Annotated in this window: 14 protein-coding genes; 9 read left to right on the forward strand and 5 right to left on the reverse strand. The window is 57.6% G+C overall.

Features of this window, described 5'->3' with window-relative positions; genetic code table 11:
- Nucleotide 1: 1 nt before the first annotated feature.
- A complete protein-coding gene (gene rhaR / locus QLG03_RS17975) occupies nucleotides 2-847 on the reverse strand; it encodes an HTH-type transcriptional activator RhaR (RefSeq protein ID WP_004203666.1) in 846 nt (281 codons plus the stop codon).
- A 73-nt stretch (nucleotides 848-920) separates the two neighbouring features.
- On the reverse strand, nucleotides 921-1,757 hold the full coding sequence (rhaS, locus tag QLG03_RS17980; RefSeq protein ID WP_004203665.1) for an HTH-type transcriptional activator RhaS: 837 nt from the start codon (nucleotides 1,755-1,757) through the stop codon (nucleotides 921-923).
- 310 nt (nucleotides 1,758-2,067) lie between these two features.
- On the opposite strand from rhaS (QLG03_RS17980), the gene rhaB reads away from it, so the two are divergent.
- The 9 genes from rhaB (at nucleotide 2,068) to rhaM (ending at nucleotide 12,088) form a co-directional block, all read left to right on the forward strand.
- A complete protein-coding gene (gene rhaB, locus QLG03_RS17985; protein ID WP_032454471.1) occupies nucleotides 2,068-3,534 on the forward strand; it encodes a rhamnulokinase in 1,467 nt (488 codons plus the stop codon).
- A complete protein-coding gene (locus tag QLG03_RS17990) occupies nucleotides 3,531-4,790 on the forward strand; it encodes an L-rhamnose isomerase (RefSeq protein WP_048336609.1) in 1,260 nt (419 codons plus the stop codon). The genes rhaB and QLG03_RS17990 overlap by 4 nt, the downstream gene beginning before the upstream one ends.
- 149 nt (nucleotides 4,791-4,939) lie before the next feature.
- Entirely contained in the window at nucleotides 4,940-5,770 is an 831-nt protein-coding gene (gene rhaD, locus QLG03_RS17995; protein ID WP_180264105.1) for a rhamnulose-1-phosphate aldolase, read from the forward strand.
- Between the two features lie 81 nt (nucleotides 5,771-5,851).
- Nucleotides 5,852-6,838, forward strand: a complete 987-nt coding sequence (gene rhaS / locus QLG03_RS18000; RefSeq protein WP_023291520.1) for a rhamnose ABC transporter substrate-binding protein — start codon at nucleotides 5,852-5,854, stop codon at nucleotides 6,836-6,838.
- Between the two features lie 113 nt (nucleotides 6,839-6,951).
- Nucleotides 6,952-8,463 (forward strand): sugar ABC transporter ATP-binding protein, encoded by a 1,512-nt coding sequence (locus QLG03_RS18005; protein WP_048296391.1) that lies wholly within the window; start codon nucleotides 6,952-6,954, stop codon nucleotides 8,461-8,463.
- Nucleotides 8,460-9,467, forward strand: a complete 1,008-nt coding sequence (locus QLG03_RS18010) for an ABC transporter permease (protein ID WP_072096694.1) — start codon at nucleotides 8,460-8,462, stop codon at nucleotides 9,465-9,467. Before QLG03_RS18005 ends, QLG03_RS18010 begins: the two co-directional genes overlap by 4 nt.
- Entirely contained in the window at nucleotides 9,464-10,468 is a 1,005-nt protein-coding gene (locus QLG03_RS18015; RefSeq protein ID WP_032454468.1) for an ABC transporter permease, read from the forward strand. Before QLG03_RS18010 ends, QLG03_RS18015 begins: the two co-directional genes overlap by 4 nt.
- Nucleotides 10,469-10,628: 160 nt before the next feature.
- Nucleotides 10,629-11,777: a lactaldehyde reductase gene (fucO, locus tag QLG03_RS18020; RefSeq protein WP_050534182.1), complete on the forward strand. Its 1,149-nt coding sequence runs from the start codon at nucleotides 10,629-10,631 to the stop codon at nucleotides 11,775-11,777.
- Nucleotides 11,774-12,088: an L-rhamnose mutarotase gene (rhaM, locus tag QLG03_RS18025; protein ID WP_025710935.1), complete on the forward strand. Its 315-nt coding sequence runs from the start codon at nucleotides 11,774-11,776 to the stop codon at nucleotides 12,086-12,088. Before fucO ends, rhaM begins: the two co-directional genes overlap by 4 nt.
- Nucleotides 12,089-12,178: 90 nt before the next feature.
- On the opposite strand, the gene QLG03_RS18030 is transcribed toward rhaM, so the two are convergent.
- The 3 genes from QLG03_RS18030 to QLG03_RS18040 form a co-directional block, all read right to left on the reverse strand.
- Entirely contained in the window at nucleotides 12,179-13,552 is a 1,374-nt protein-coding gene (locus QLG03_RS18030) for a NosD domain-containing protein (protein ID WP_065883474.1), read from the reverse strand.
- Between the two features lie 105 nt (nucleotides 13,553-13,657).
- Entirely contained in the window at nucleotides 13,658-15,046 is a 1,389-nt protein-coding gene (locus QLG03_RS18035) for a glycoside-pentoside-hexuronide (GPH):cation symporter (RefSeq protein ID WP_132136095.1), read from the reverse strand.
- A gap of 70 nt (nucleotides 15,047-15,116) precedes the next feature.
- Nucleotides 15,117-16,127: a LacI family DNA-binding transcriptional regulator gene (locus QLG03_RS18040; protein ID WP_117136904.1), complete on the reverse strand. Its 1,011-nt coding sequence runs from the start codon at nucleotides 16,125-16,127 to the stop codon at nucleotides 15,117-15,119.
- Nucleotides 16,128-16,243 lie beyond the last annotated feature (116 nt).

The following is a 16,243-nucleotide window of genomic DNA, read 5'->3' on the forward strand; positions in this document are numbered from 1 at the left end:
TTCAGGCGGCGGCGCGACTGCGCTGCCGCCACTGCCCCGGCGACATGCCGATTTCCCGGCTGAACACCACCGAAAAGTAGTTGCTGTCCTCAAAGCCGCACTGCATGGCGATATCGCCGATTAAGCGCTCGGTATGCTGCAACAGATACTGCGCATGGCAGATCCGTAGCTGGCGTAAATAGTGATTGATGGTCATGCCGGTTTGCTGGCGAAATTGCTGCCGTAGCGCCCGCTCGCTGCCGCCCTCCTGCTCGCAGAAACGCTCCAGGACAAAGGGTCGGCTCAGGCTGGCCGCCAGCGCGGCCAGCAGTTTGTCCAACAGCGCTTCGCGCTGCGTCGCCGCCAGATTATCCGTCGCGTAGCGATGGCGCTGGAGGGTCAGCGCCAGCTGAGCAAACAGCAGCTCGGCCATCGCATTCCCCTGCGCATCGTGCCGGGAACACTCATGCTCAAGCTGGCTAATTACCTGGCGCGCCTGCGCCATACCGGTGCTGCCCATGCGCCAGTGGGGCTTCCACGGCGTGCCGAAGAGACCTGGGATCGCCCCCGCCCAGTCGAAATTGAGCTGCAGCCGCTCCGGGCAATAGATGATGTTCTGCAGAACCAGATCGTTAACGGAAGCATAGGAGTGTTTATCTTCGGCGCGAATATAGAACAGATCGCCGCGGGTAATGCGCCAGGGACGGTCGTTGAGAACGTGCAGCCCGTTGCCCCGCCACACCAGCACCAGCTCGCAGAACTCATGAGTGTGTTCAGCGAAGACGTTTTGCGGGTAGCGGTCGGCCACCGCCACCGCCTGCGTGGCGGAAGGGAAAAACTCCTCTTTACGTAGAATCAGACCGGCCACGGCTCACACTCCCAACGCGGATAACGGCGCATTATTCGCGTTTTTGGTCCGCAATACGTTGACTCCTCTCGCGTTACTGAAGAATAGCGTCGCGCCCCTGGCGGATATCGCGCGGCGACCAGGAAAACTCGCGGCGAAAAAGCGTCGAAAAGTGGTTACTGTCGCCGAATCCGCAGCGATAGGCGATATCAGTCACGCTTTCATCGCTGTGGCGCAGCAGGTGGCGGGCTTTCATCAGGCGCACCCGATTGAGATAGCGCTGCGGCGTCAGGCCGGTCTGCTGCTTCAGCTGGCGGTGTAGAGTACGCAGCGACAGCGAAAACTGCGCCGCCACCTCCTCCCAGCAGATCTCCTGCGCAAAATGGTCTTCCAGCCAGGCCAGCAGCTGATTCAGCCGCGCATCGTTGTTGGTGGCCTCTTCCGCAAGGCTGCTTTTCCGCAGCAGCACCAGCAGCTGCATAAACAGGATCTCACGGCTGGCGACGGCATGGGTATCCGTTTCGCTCCCCATGGCCTCCATCTGCGCCACGATATGCCGCACCTGCTGCAGGACCGTCTGGTTCACCCGCCAGTGCGACGGGTAGTTGCCCTCCTGCTCCTGAGGCAGCAGCTGGCTGACCCCGGCGAGAAAACGAAACGCATCCGGCGCGCGATAGAGCACGTTGGTCAGACACAGATTGTCCGTGTGCTCGTAAAGATGCCGGTCGTGATCGCGAATAAAGCAGACCGAGCCGCCGCCGATGGTATAAGGCTGGCCATTGAAGACGTGAATGCCCGTGCCCTGCTCCACGATGACAATTTCATGGAAATCATGGTGATGCTCCGGAAAGGCCGACTGAGGGAGGCGGGGTTCAATAGCCACCGTCGAGATCCCGGCCTTAAAGAAATCCGTACTGTGCAATATGGTCATGATGCCACCCTCGTAATGAGAAAAATTATCAGTCACCGGCTGATAGTAATGAAGGGTTGGCTATCCGGCCTTCAATTTTTGACCGCGAAATTCGTAAATCCTGCCGCTTTTTCAAGAATCAGCCGGAAAGATGCGGAACTGCGGACCCCATCACATCCTCCTCACCACCGCCCAAAACCGCAATTTGTGATTTTCCTCACGGTCACCTTTGCTTTCTTGCCAGCGGCCAGTTTCGGCTGTCCGTAGCGAGAAGGTGTTAGTCAGCGCCCTTTTTTAGACTGCGGACAATGATTTTAAGAAGGGTCGTTCCATGAGTATTCGTCATTGTGTCGCCGTCGATTTAGGCGCCTCCAGCGGGCGGGTCATGCTCGCCAGCTATCAGTCCGGGCCGCGCGCCCTGACGCTGCGTGAAATTCATCGCTTCACCAACAGCCTGCAGAAGGTGGATGGCTTCGACTGCTGGGATCTCGATAGCCTCGAAGGCGAGATCCGCCGCGGGCTGGAGAAAGTGTGTGAGCAGGGCATCCTGATCGACAGCATCGGCATCGATACCTGGGGCGTGGATTATGTCCTGCTGGATAAGCAGGGTCAGCGCGTCGGGCTGCCGGTCTCCTATCGTGACGATCGCACCCAGGGCCTGCTACGTCACGCTGAAGAACAGCTGGGCCGGGCGGAGATCTATCGCCGCAGCGGCATTCAGTTTCTGCCGTTTAACACCCTCTATCAGCTGCGCGCCCTGGTGGAGCAGCAGCCGGAGCTGGTCAGTCAGGCCGCCCATGCCGTGCTGATCCCCGACTATTTCAGCTTCCGCCTGACCGGCAATCTGAACTGGGAATATACCAACGCCACCACTACCCAATTGGTCAACATCCACAGCGATAGCTGGGATGAGACGCTGCTGAACTGGACCGGCGCGCCGCGCGAATGGTTCGGTGCGCCGACGCATCCCGGCAACGTTATCGGCCACTGGATTTGTCCGCAGGGCAATAACATCCCGGTGGTCGCCGTCGCCAGCCACGACACCGCCAGCGCGGTGATCGCCTCCCCGCTGGCCGACCGCCACGCCGCCTATCTCTCCTCCGGGACCTGGTCGCTGATGGGGTTTGAAAGCCTGACCCCGTACACCTGCGACGCGGCGCTGCAGGCCAATATCACCAACGAAGGCGGGGCCGAAGGCCGCTATCGGGTGCTGAAAAATATTATGGGCCTGTGGCTGCTGCAGCGGGTGCTGAAAGAGCAAAACGTCAGCGACCTGCAGGGGCTAATCGCGCGCACCGCCGCGCTGCCGGCGTGCCGCTTCATCATTGACTGCAATGACGACCGCTTTATCAACCCGGCCAGTATGAGCGCCGAGATCCAGGCCGCCTGCCGCGGATCCGGTCAGCCGGTTCCTGACAGCGACGCCGAACTGGCGCGCTGCATTTTCGACAGCCTGGCGCTGCTCTACGCCCGGGTGCTTAATGAGCTGGCGGCGCTGCGCGGCCAGCCCTTCAGCCAGCTGCATATCGTCGGCGGCGGCTGCCAGAACGAACTGCTCAACCAGCTGTGCGCCGACGCCTGCGGGATCGTCGTCGTGGCCGGCCCGACAGAGGCCTCCACCCTCGGCAATATCGGCATCCAGCTAATGACCCTCGACGAGCTGGCCAGCGTCGATGAGTTTCGTCAGGTGGTGCGCGGCAACGCGTCCCTCACCACCTTTACCCCCAATCCTGATAGTGAAATTGCCCGTTTCGTGGCGCAGTTTCAGCCACAACAGACCAAGGAGCTTTGCGCATGACCACTCAACTTGAACAAGCCTGGGAAATTGCTAAGCAGCGCTACGCCGCCGTCGGCGTGGATGTCGAGGAGGCCCTGCGCCAGCTGGACCGTCTGCCCGTATCCATGCACTGCTGGCAGGGTGACGACGTCGCCGGGTTCGAAAATCCGGCGGGAAGCCTGACCGGCGGCATCCAGGCCACCGGCAACTACCCGGGCAAAGCGCGCAATGCTCATGAGCTACGCGCCGACCTTGAGCAGGCGCTGAGCCTGATCCCGGGGCCAAAGCGTCTCAACCTGCACGCTATTTATCTGGAATCCGACGCGCCGGTGGCGCGCAATGAGATTAAGCCGGAGCACTTTAAAAACTGGGTTGAGTGGGCGAAAGCCAACAAACTGGGGCTGGATTTCAACCCCTCCTGCTTCTCGCATCCGCTGAGCGCCGACGGCTTTACCCTATCGCATGCCAACGATGAGATCCGCCAGTTCTGGATCGACCATTGCAAAGCCAGCCGCCGCGTATCCGCTTATTTTGGCGAACAGCTGGGCACCCCGTCGGTGATGAATATCTGGGTGCCGGACGGCATGAAGGATATTACCGTTGACCGCTTCGCGCCGCGCCAGCGGCTGCTGAACGCGCTGGATGAAGTCATCAGCGAAAAATTCGACCCGGCGCATCACATTGACGCTGTGGAGAGCAAGCTGTTCGGTATCGGCGCCGAAAGCTACACCGTCGGCTCCAACGAGTTCTATATGGGCTACGCCACCAGCCGCCAGACGGCGCTGTGCCTGGATGCCGGCCACTTCCACCCGACGGAGGTCATCTCCGACAAGATCTCCGCCGCCATGCTCTACATCCCGCGTCTGCTACTGCACGTCAGCCGCCCGGTGCGCTGGGACAGCGACCACGTGGTGCTGCTGGATGATGAGACCCAGGCCATCGCCAGCGAAATCATTCGCCATAACCTGTTTGACCGCGTGCACATCGGCCTCGACTTCTTCGATGCCTCCATCAACCGCATCGCGGCCTGGGTGATTGGTACCCGCAATATGAAAAAAGCGCTGCTGCGCGCCCTGCTGGAACCGACCGATCAGCTGCGCCAGCTGGAGAACGACGGCGATTACACCGCCCGCCTGGCGCTGCTCGAAGAGCAAAAATCCCTGCCGTGGCAGGCCATCTGGGAGATGTACTGCCAGCGTCACGACACGCCGGCGGGCAGCCAGTGGCTGGACAACGTGCGGGCTTATGAGAATGCGGTTCTGAGCCAGCGCGGGTAATGCACGGGCTTCCCCGGGTCGCGGCTGACGCCTTACCCGGGCTACGAACCGGTAGCCCGGATAAGCCGTTTACGGCGCAATCCGGGGGCACGGACATATTTAGGGTGAGGGGGTCAACCCCTCACCGAATCAACAGGAAAGACAAGACTATGCAGACCATTATCGACGCCTGGTTCGTCCAGGGCATGATCAAAGCCACCTCCGACGCCTGGCTGAAGGGCTGGGACGAGCGCAACGGCGGCAACCTGACGCTGCGTTTGGATGAGGCGGATATCGAACCTTTCGCGGCGGATTTCCACGCTAAACCGCGCTATATCGCCCTCAGCCAGCCGATGCCAACCCTGGCTAACCAGCCGTTTATCGTCACCGGCTCCGGCAAATTCTTCCGTAATGTCCAGCTGGACCCGGCCGCTAACCTTGGCGTGGTGAAAGTCGACAGCGACGGCGCGGGATACCATATCCTGTGGGGCCTGACGGAGGATGCGGTGCCGACCTCCGAGCTGCCGGCACACTTCCTGTCGCACAGCGAGCGCATCAAACTGACCGACGGCAAGGACCGGGTGATCATGCACTGTCATGCCACCAACCTGATCGCCCTGACCTACGTCCTGGAGAACCACAGCGATCTGTTCACTCGCAAGCTGTGGGAAGGCAGCACCGAATGTCTGGTAGTCTTCCCGGACGGCGTCGGCATTCTGCCGTGGATGGTGCCAGGCACCGATGAAATCGGCCAGGCGACTGCGGAAACCATGCAAAAACACTCGCTGGTGCTGTGGCCGTTCCACGGCGTCTTCGGCAGCGGCCCAACCCTGGATGAGACCTTCGGTCTGATCGACACCGCCGAGAAGTCCGCCGAAGTGCTGGTGAAAGTCTTGTCCATGGGCGGTATGAAGCAGACCATCACTCGCGAAGAGCTTATCGCCCTTGGCAAACGCTTCAACGTGCAGCCGCTGCAGTCCGCGTTAGATCTTTATCCATAACAACATCGCGCCCCGCTCACCGAGACGGGGCGAAGCCTCACCTGCAAACCCTACAAAACTGACTCATGTGGAGTAAAAGCAATGAAAACAAAGACAAGCTTGATCCTCACCGTTGCCGCCCTGGCGTTGTCCGGTTCCGCCTTAGCAGAAGTCAAAATCGCCCTCGTGGCGAAATCGCTGGGAAATGGCTTCTTCGAAGCCGCCAACGTTGGCGCCCAACAGGCCGCCAAAGAGTTAGGTGATGTCAAAGTGATCTACACCGGCCCGACCACCACTACCGCCGAAGCGCAGATCGACGTGCTGAACGGGTTGATCGCCCAGGGGGTGGATGCGATCGCCATTTCCGCTAACGATCCGGACGCGGTGGTGCCGGTGCTGAAAAAAGCGATGCAGCGCGGCATCAAGGTGGTCTCGTGGGACTCCGGCGTGGCGCCGGCAGGCCGCCAAATCCATCTTAATCCCTCCAATAACGCCTTAATTGGCGAGACCAACGTCAAGCTCGCCGCCGATGCGCTGAAGGCGCTGAACGTGGAGAAGGGGGATGTGGCAGTGTTAAGCGCCACTCCGACCTCCACTAACCAGAATATCTGGATTGAGGAGATGAAAAAGGTGCTGCCGCAGTATCCGTCCGTACACCTTGTCACGGTCGCCTACGGTGACGATCTGTCGGATAAAAGCTACCGCGAAGCGGTGGGCCTGCTGAAATCATATCCGGACCTGAAAGTCATTGTTTCGCCTTCGTCGGTGGGGATCGTTGCCGCCGCGCAGGCGGTGAAGGACCAGGGCAAAATCGGCAAAGTGTATGTCACCGGGCTGGGGCTGCCGTCGGAAATGGCCGGCGCGATCAAGTCTGGCGCCAGCAAAAGTTTCGCCATCTGGAACCCGATTGACCTGGGCTACGCCGCCACCTATCTGGCCGACGATTTAGTCAAAGGCACCGCGACCAAAACCGAAGCCAGTATGGGCAAGCTGGGCAAAGTGAAGCTGGATGCCGAGGGGAACGGCGCGATGGCCGAGCCGTTTGTCTACGATGCGAGCAACATCGATAAGTTCTCGAAGATTTTCTAACCCTTGTTCCCTCACCCCGGCCCTCTGCGCGATGCGGCCAGCGGGCGCCGGACCGTTCCCTCTCCCTTTTGGGGAGAGAGTTAGGGTGAGGGGCGATTTTACGGAGAACTATCATGTCAGCATCAACGCCACTGCTGTCGCTGAAGGGCATCACCAAGATTTTTCCCGGTGTGCGCGCCCTTGAGAACGTGCAGCTTGATCTCTGGCCCGGCAAAGTGACCGCCCTCATCGGCGAAAACGGCGCGGGGAAATCTACGCTGGTCAAAGTCATGACCGGTATTTATCAGCCCGAAGAGGGGGAGATCCTCTATAAAGCGATCCCCATTCATCTGCCGACGCCGGAATCGGCGCACAAGGTGGGGATCACCGCCATTCACCAGGAAACCGTGCTGTTTGACGAACTCTCGGTCAGCGAAAACATTTTCGTCGGTCAGTATCTGTATAAGGGGCTGTTCAAAACGCTCGACTGGCCCGCGATGCATCGCCGGGCTGGCGAGATCCTCGCCCGGCTTGAAGTTCTGATCGACCCGCGCGCCACGCTGAAAACGCTCAGCATCGCCCAACGGCACATGGTGGCGATTGCCCGGGCGCTGGCTTTCGACGCCCAGGTGGTGATCCTCGATGAGCCGACTGCCGCGCTCTCACAGCATGAAATTCTGGAGTTTTATCAGATCGTTGAGCGTCTGAAGCAGGATGGCAAAGCGATCCTGTTTATCTCGCATAAGTTTGATGAGATTTTCGAGCTGGCGGACTACTACACCATTCTGCGCGACGGCGTTTACGTCAGCTCCGGAGCGATAAACGACATCACCGAAGAGCGGATGGTGGCGATGATGGTGGGCCGCGCGATTACCCAAACCTACCCGAAAGTTGACTGTACCCCAGGGGAAACGGTGCTGGAGGTGCAAGACCTCTGTCACCCCACCGAGTTTGCCCATATCAGCTTCAGCCTGCGCAAGGGAGAAATTCTCGGCTTTTACGGCCTGGTGGGCGCCGGACGCACCGAGCTGATGCAGGCGCTCTCCGGCGTAACGCATCCCTCCTCCGGCGAGATCCGGCTGAACGGCAGCCCCATGCGCTTTCGCCAGCCCGCCGACGCCATCCGCGCCGGCATCGTCTGCGTACCGGAAGAGCGGCAGAAACAGGGGGCGATCATCGCCCTGCCCATCGCCCAAAACATCAGTCTGCCGCAGCTCAGTAAGCTCAACCCTAACGGCGTCCTGAACGACGCCCGGGAATGGCGGCTGGCGGACGAGTACGCCTCGCGCCTGCAGGTTAAAGCCTTCAGCTGGCGGCAGCCGGTGGAGACCCTCTCCGGCGGCAACCAGCAGAAAGTGGTGATCGGCAAATGGCTGGCGACTCATCCCGAGGTGATTATCCTCGACGAGCCGACCAAAGGCATCGATATCGGCTCTAAAGCCGCCGTGCATCAGTTTATGTCCGAGCTGGTCAGCCAGGGGCTGGCGGTGATTATGGTCTCGTCAGAGTTGCCCGAAGTGATGGGCATGGCCGACCGGATTATCGTGATGCACGAAGGGCTGATGGTCGCCGAGTACCGGGCCGGGGAAGCGACGGCGGAAACCATCGTTAGCGCCGCCAGCGGCATTGGCCAGGAGGCAGCATGATGGGACACGCATGGCTGAAGCATCGCGAAGCGCTGCTGGCGGTGGTCATCATTTTGATGATCGGCGCCATTGGCAGCCGGGCGCCATCGTTCGTTTCACCGGGCAATCTGGTGGAGATGTTTAACGATACCGCCATCCTTATCATCCTCGCCCTCGGGCAGATGATGGTGCTGCTCACCAAAGGCATCGATCTGTCGATGGCCGCCAACCTGGCGCTGACCGGGATGATCGTCGCCCTGCTTAACGCCCACTATCCGGGTATTCCGGTGGTGGCGCTGCTGGCGCTGGCAACCCTGCTGGGCCTGCTGATGGGGGTGATTAACGGCCTGCTGGTCTGGCGCCTCGGCATTCCCGCCATCGTGGTGACCCTGGGCACCATGAGCATTTATCGCGGCATTATCTTTCTGCTGACCGACGGCGGCTGGGTTAACTCACATCAGATGAGCGCTGATTTCCTCAGTCTGCCGCGCAGCGCCCTCCTGGGATTGCCGCTGCTGAGCTGGTGCGCCATCGCCGCGCTGCTGCTGGTGGGTTATTTCCTGCGCTACAGCCGCACCGGCCGGGCCTTATACACCGCAGGCGGCAACGCGACGGCGGCGTACTACACCGGTATTAACGCCGGGAAAATGCAGTTCGTCAGCTTCTGTCTCTCCGGCGCGCTGGCCGGCTTCTGCGGCTATCTGTGGATCTCGCGCTTCGCCGTCGCCTATGTCGACGTAGCGAACGGCTTTGAACTGCAGGTGGTCGCCGCCTGCGTGATCGGCGGTATCAGCACCATGGGCGGAAGCGGACGGGTGCTGGGCTGCCTGTGCGGCGCGCTGTTCCTCGGCGTCATCAATAATGCCCTGCCGGTGATCGGCATCTCGCCGTTCTGGCAAATGGCGATTTCCGGGGCGGTGATCGTCATGGCGGTGCTGCTTAACGAGCGCGGCAATCGCGGTCACGGGCGGTTAATCCTGCGTAACGCGGCGCTAGCCCGGCAGAAACAGGGGGTGAAATCATGAGCAAGATGATGGTATCTGAAGAGATGAAAAACGCCCCGGCCGCGCCGTCGCCGCTGCGCCGCCTGCTGTGCTGGGAAGGGTTTTTACTGGCAGTCACCCTGGCGGTATTTATCGGCAACGCCCTGGCTTCCCCTTATTTCCTTAATATCTGGAACCTGTCGGACGCCACCTTCACCTTTACCGAGAAAGCGATCGTCGTCCTGCCGATGGCGATGCTGATTATCGCCCGGGAAATCGATCTGTCGGTAGCCTCGACGATGGCGCTCAGCTCAACGGTGATGGGCTTCTGCGCGGCGGCGGGGATGGATACGCCGCTGCTGGTATTGGTCGGGCTGGGGGTGGGTCTGCTGTGCGGCCTGTTCAACGGTATCCTGGTGACGCGTTTTAACCTGTCGTCGATCGTGATCACCATCGGCACCATGAGCCTGTATCGCGGCATCACCTATATCCTGCTGGGCGATCAGGCGCTCAACCACTACCCGGAGAGCTTTGCCTGGTTCGGCCAGGGGTACGTGTGGGGCGCGCTCTCTTTTGAGTTTGCGCTGTTTATCCTCCTCGCGGCCGCCTTCACCTTCCTGCTGCATAAAACCAACTTTGGTCGCCGGACCTACGCCATCGGCAATAACCCGACCGGCGCCTGGTACTCCGGGATCAACGTGAAGCGCCATAACCTGGCGCTGTTCGCGCTGGTCGGGCTGATGGCCGGACTGGCGGCGGTCCTGCTGACCTCACGGCTCGGCAGTACCCGCCCTACCCTGGCGATGGGCTGGGAGCTGGCGGTTGTCACCATGGCGGTGCTCGGCGGTGTCAATATTCTCGGCGGCTCCGGCAGCATGCCCGGAGTGATCATCGCCGCCTTTCTGATGGGGCTGGTGACCTTCGGCCTGAGCCTGCTCAACGTCCCCGGCATCGTGATGTCGGTGATTATCGGCGCGATGCTGATCGTGGTTATCTCCCTGCCGATTATGACCCGGCGGATGCTGCAGCGAAGACGATGTTAATTTCCCCCTCGCCCTAAATCCCGGAGGCGGTGCTACGCACCTGTCCTGGCTACCGGCCTGCAGACGCCAGTGAACCTGTAGCCCGGGTAAGGCGCCAGCCGCGACCCGGGAGCGGGTGAAGGGAAACGGATTACCCAAATCAACATTAAGGAGAATTATCATGAGTTTTATGTTGGCACTACCTAAAATTAGCCTCCACGGCGCAGGCGCTATCGGCGATATGGTCAAGCTGGTAGCGGGCAAACAGTGGGGCAAGGCGCTGATCGTCACCGACGGGCAGCTGGTGAAGCTGGGCCTGCTGGACAGTCTGTTTTCCGCGCTGGATGAACAGCAGATGGCATATCAGCTGTTTGACGACGTGTTCCCCAACCCTACCGAAGCGCTGGTGCAGCAAGGCTATGCGGCGTACCAGGCGGCCCGCTGCGATTACCTGATCGCCTTCGGCGGCGGCAGCCCGATTGATACCGCCAAGGCGATAAAAATCCTCACCGCCAACCCTGGCCCCTCCACAGCCTATTCCGGCGTCGGCAAAGTGAAAAACGCTGGCGTGCCGCTGGTGGCCATCAACACCACTGCCGGCACGGCGGCGGAGATGACCAGCAACGCAGTGATTATCGATAGCGAGCGTCAGGTAAAAGAGGTGATTATCGACCCGAACCTGATCCCGGATATCGCCGTCGACGACGCCAGCGTGATGCTCGACATCCCGCCAGCCGTTACCGCCGCCACCGGCATGGACGCCCTGACCCACGCCATCGAGGCCTTTGTCTCCGTTGGCGCCCATCCCCTGACCGACGCCAACGCCCTCGAGGCCATCCGCCTGATCAACCTGTGGCTGCCGAAAGCGGTAGACGATGGACACGATCTGCAGGCCCGCGAGCAGATGGCGTTTGGCCAGTATCTGGCGGGCATGGCGTTCAACAGCGCCGGCCTCGGGCTGGTACACGCCCTGGCCCATCAGCCTGGCGCCACCCACAACCTGCCGCACGGGGTGTGCAACGCCATCCTGCTGCCGATCATCGAAAACTTTAACCGCCCGAACGCCGTGGCGCGCTTCGCCCGCGTGGCGCAGGCGATGGGTGTCGATACCCGCGGCATGAGCGATGAAGCCGCCAGCATGGAGGCCATCAACGCCATTCGCGCGCTGAGCAAACGCGTGGGGATCCCCCAGGGCTTCAGCCAGCTTGGCGTCAGCAAAGCCGATATCGAAGGCTGGCTGGACAAAGCGCTGGCCGACCCGTGCGCGCCATGTAACCCGCGCCCCGCCAGCCGCGATGAGGTCCGCGAGCTCTATCTGGAGGCATTATGATCCGTAAAGCCTTTGTCATGCAGGTGAACCCCGACGCGCACGAGGAGTACCAGCGCCGTCATAACCCCATCTGGCCGGAGCTGGAGGCTACGCTGAAAGCCCACGGCGCGCACCACTACGCCATCTATCTCGATAAAGAACGCCACCTGCTGTTCGCCACGGTGGAGATTGAGTCGGAAGCCCGCTGGGAAGCGGTCGCCAGCACGGAAGTGTGCCAGCGCTGGTGGAAATACATGCGCGAGGTGATGCCCAGCAACCCGGACAACAGCCCGCTGAGCGCGGAGCTCAAAGAAGTGTTTTATCTGGCGTGAACCCACGATTGCCCCGCTGTGCTGAGCGGGGCAGCTGTTTGCGACGCTGGGAAGGACGACTGACCGTGCGCCGTCGCGTCTCCTGCCGGTTTATTCCATCTCTATATTGCCGGGAGCTGGCGTAGCCCTGAAGGCATTCGTCGCTCTGTCCATCATCACCTGTTGACTATTGCCGCAATCAAGTATCGTGTTTAGAGACGACGCTTTTTCTACCAGCACCGCGACCGCATCAAGGGCTTTTAATCTATCCGTCATCAGCAAAGCGCTGACCTGAGCCGCAAAGCAAGCGTCCTCTTCAGAGGATTGCGCCTGCTGCGCTGACGCTTCCGTGGTCGCAACAATATGATTATTCGCAAGGTAGTTCCCTTTACCGGAAACCAGTCGGATGATGACCGGCTTTGTTCCCTGCGGCCGAAGGTACTGGATATCAATCGTTTCGGAAATATGATTGGCAATCACCGAATTATGACTACCATTGATATGCAGCAGACCATAGGCATCATCCAGGCCATTGTCATAGGCCTGCATCGGCGGCCAGGGTTCGCGATCGCGGAAAAAATGATTTGCCGCGATGAGATTCTCCGCACAGTTATTCTCCAGAACCAACATTCCTGGATAAAATGAGTGCAACCGATTACCGGTCACAGTGGAACGAACAACGCCAGATAAATGAACGCTGCTGGCGCCACGCGGAAAGATATTGTTGCCGGAAATTAATAACCCACCGAAGTTTTGGGCATAAATCGAATAGCCTTTATAGCCTGCGCCAATCAGGTTATCGGTTATTTTAGAAGCCTGGCCGGCGCCACGAAGCTCGATGCAGTTACCGCATTCGGCGATAAAGTTATTATGGATCGCCATAGCATCACTATTATATGTCGTGAGACCATGCTCAAGGTAGATAAATCCCATGCCTGTAATCCGAAAAGCATCCTGAGCGCTGGCGATATAAATCCCGGTTTTGCCGTTTGTATAGCTATTTTCCGGATCGTTTTTTCCCAGCCCATCATCAATAAAGTGCAGGCCATCAATACAGAAGTTTTCAAACGCTACAGAACTAATTCGCGGCGCTCCGCTGCGTTTCACGTAAAATGCAGCACCAGCGTGTTCTTCATCACGGGGGTGCGCACAAATATCGACCAGAATACGGCTGCCACCCGGCCAAATATCATGCAAATTCGCCCAGTCATCAGCTGGCGTATTGAAACGAATACTTGAGGAGACAAAACCGTGTCCGGCACCCATTATTTTTAAATAACTGATATCGATCAAAACCTGCGTCTTCAGATGATAGTCGCCTGGTGGGATATAGATGATGGCACCGGGTTTTCCGCCATTATTAATATCGGTTGCAGTTTGCCGTTTTTTAATATCGAGGATAATACTGTTGATAACTTCGCCGATATCCTTGTTAGGATTACCGATATGCCACTGCGTCACGTCATAATAATTATCATGCGTCATGAAGAACCTCCTCTGCTATGAACAGAAAATCAATTAAAAAAATTCTGATTTGATTAATACTGATATTTAATGATAAATAGTACGGATAGCCTGATCCGCTGGCGATTAATCGCGACCTTTTTCCAGCTCACGTTTTGCAAGATCCGTTTTGATTTTCTCAAGGAACGCGTTATTCAGCTTGAAGTAGCGCACCAGATACGCGCTGATGAAATAACTCACCATCGGCAACAGTGAGAACATCATAATAATCCCTTGAATAGTCTGAGAATTCTGCTGCGGCTCATTCGCGACATAGCCGGTAAACGCCAGAATCCAGGCGACGATTGCGCCAGCGACCGCCAGCCCCATTTTGAGCATAAACAGGTTTCCCGCAAAGGAGATGCCGGTCAGGCGTTTACCAAATTTCCAGTCACCGTAGTCATCGACGTCGGACATCATCGCCCATAGGATGGGGCCAGACTGAATTAAATGCAGAATGTTAATGACGATAAATAGCGCCATCAGCGGGGTCAGTGATTGCGGATCGATAAACCACAGCGCTAATGACAGAATACCGAGAATAATGTTAATAATGCGGAATAGCGCCAGCTTATCAAAGCGATCGGTAAGCGGTTTGGCAAGCACGCTGCCCAGCATATTACAGGCCACGCCCAGCGCCATAAAGAAGGTAATAAATCCGACAGACGCCTTCATGACATAAGTCGCATAATAAATAGTGACGCCACCGCGGATAAATGCCGGAAAAACGTTCAGGAAAGTAATAGAGATCATTAAGAGCCACTGATCGTTTTTGATAATGTCCCGCAGGTCTTTTTTCAACGACTCGTTTTGCTTAACCGATACCACCCGCTCTTTAATGCTGGAAAAGCAGAACAGGAACATCAGCGTTGCCGCACCACCCATAATGACCATGGTCAGCTGGAAACCGGAGGCGCGGTCGCCATTACCCAGCCAGTCCGTTAACGGCAGAATAGAGGAGGAGATAATTAATGTTGCCAGGCCATTCAGGAAAAAGCGCCATGACAAACAGCCCATACGCTCTTTCTGATTGAGGGTAATGACGCCGCCGACCGAGCAATAGGGAATATTAATCGCGGTATAAATCAGCGACATAACCAGATAGGTAACCCAGGCATAAATAATCTTGCCGTTCATGCTGAGCTCTGGGGTCGTGAACATCAGTACCGCCCCCAGACCAAACGGAAATGCCATCCATAATAGCCATGGACGGAATTTTCCCCAGCGCGACACGGTGCGGTCGCAGATTGCCCCCATCAGCGGATCGCTAAACGCGTCGAAGATGCGAATCACCAGGAATAATGTGCCCACCACTCCGGCATTGAGGCCATAGACATCGGTATAGAACCACGTCAGATAGAGCGCCAGTACGCTCCATATCATTCCTGAACCGGCGTCACCCATGCCGTAGCCGATCTTCTCCCTCAGCCCCAGCTTTTCATAAGCGCTTGGCTTTTCCATTGCGGTAGCAGACATAAATACACCTATTTTTTGTTAAAAGGAGCCCATGGCGCCAAATTTCGCGCCATTTCTAAACATAAATCCCTTACAGGGAAGTAATATTAATTTTTACGCTGCTCTCACGAATAATTAACCGAGAGACAATTTCGTGCATTTCAATACTGTCCGGCTGCTGTTGATGTTTCACCATCTGAAACGCGAGGTGAGCAATTTCATTTACCGGCTGTGCAACGCTGGTGATTTTTTTTGTTTGCGCCAATAGGGTATTATCAAAGCTGGCAATCGCAATATCTTCAGGAGCGGAGATGCCTTTTTCTTTTAGTCCATCGATAATATAGTTTGCCGCAATATCATTATACACTAAGAGGCATGTACAGGTTCGCGTCGGCTCGCTGAGTTTCTCGATAACATCATCAAGAATACTAATATGGCCTGATATCTTTTCACCCTCGCCTTTGGCTATCCAGAACGAATTATCTTTAGCAAGCTTTAAACCGTGACTCGCTATTTTTTTGCTGTACGACGAAACCTTACGGCTATCCACCCCTTCCTGGGCCACAAAGCCAAATGAAAGATGGCCTGTATGAATAAAATGTTCCGCAATACTTTCTGCGCCCCGGTCCTGATTAATCGATACGGAATTAAAGAACCGGGATACCTGGGTGACGACGGCGACCGGGATCCGGGTAATGCTTAACCATTCTGAAAGTTCGGCTTCTGCTTCTGTCGGCACCCATAGCAAACTGTCAATGCCCATCCCCACTAAGGCCTGAATAATATGTTTATCCTGCTGCGGCTGATTCTGATGCGTTTTAACGATCACCGATTTGCCGATATACCGGGCCTCTTCTTCCACCGTCGCCAGCAGTTCACAGAAGTGAGGATTCACCAGATTAGGCAAAACCACACCAATCAGCCCTGAACATTTCCCGCTAAGCTGAAACGAACTTTTGCTGGGAACATAGCAAAGATAATCCATCGCCTCCCGCACCGCCTTACGCGTTTCCGCGACTACGCTGGGGTGATTATTCAGGACTCGTGATACGGTCGCCGTCGAGACCCCAGCTCTTTTCGCTACGTCTTTAATCGATGCCATGGTGATTGATCATACCCTCTAACAATGGTGTTCACTATAAATTGTGAACTCTGCCAGGAATGTAATCCAGTTCACATGTTGCTGCGTTACATAGATCCATACTCTAGCCTCGCATT

Source organism: Klebsiella sp. V115_8, assembly GCF_029967715.1.
Taxonomy (GTDB): Bacteria; Pseudomonadota; Gammaproteobacteria; order Enterobacterales; family Enterobacteriaceae; genus Klebsiella; species Klebsiella quasipneumoniae.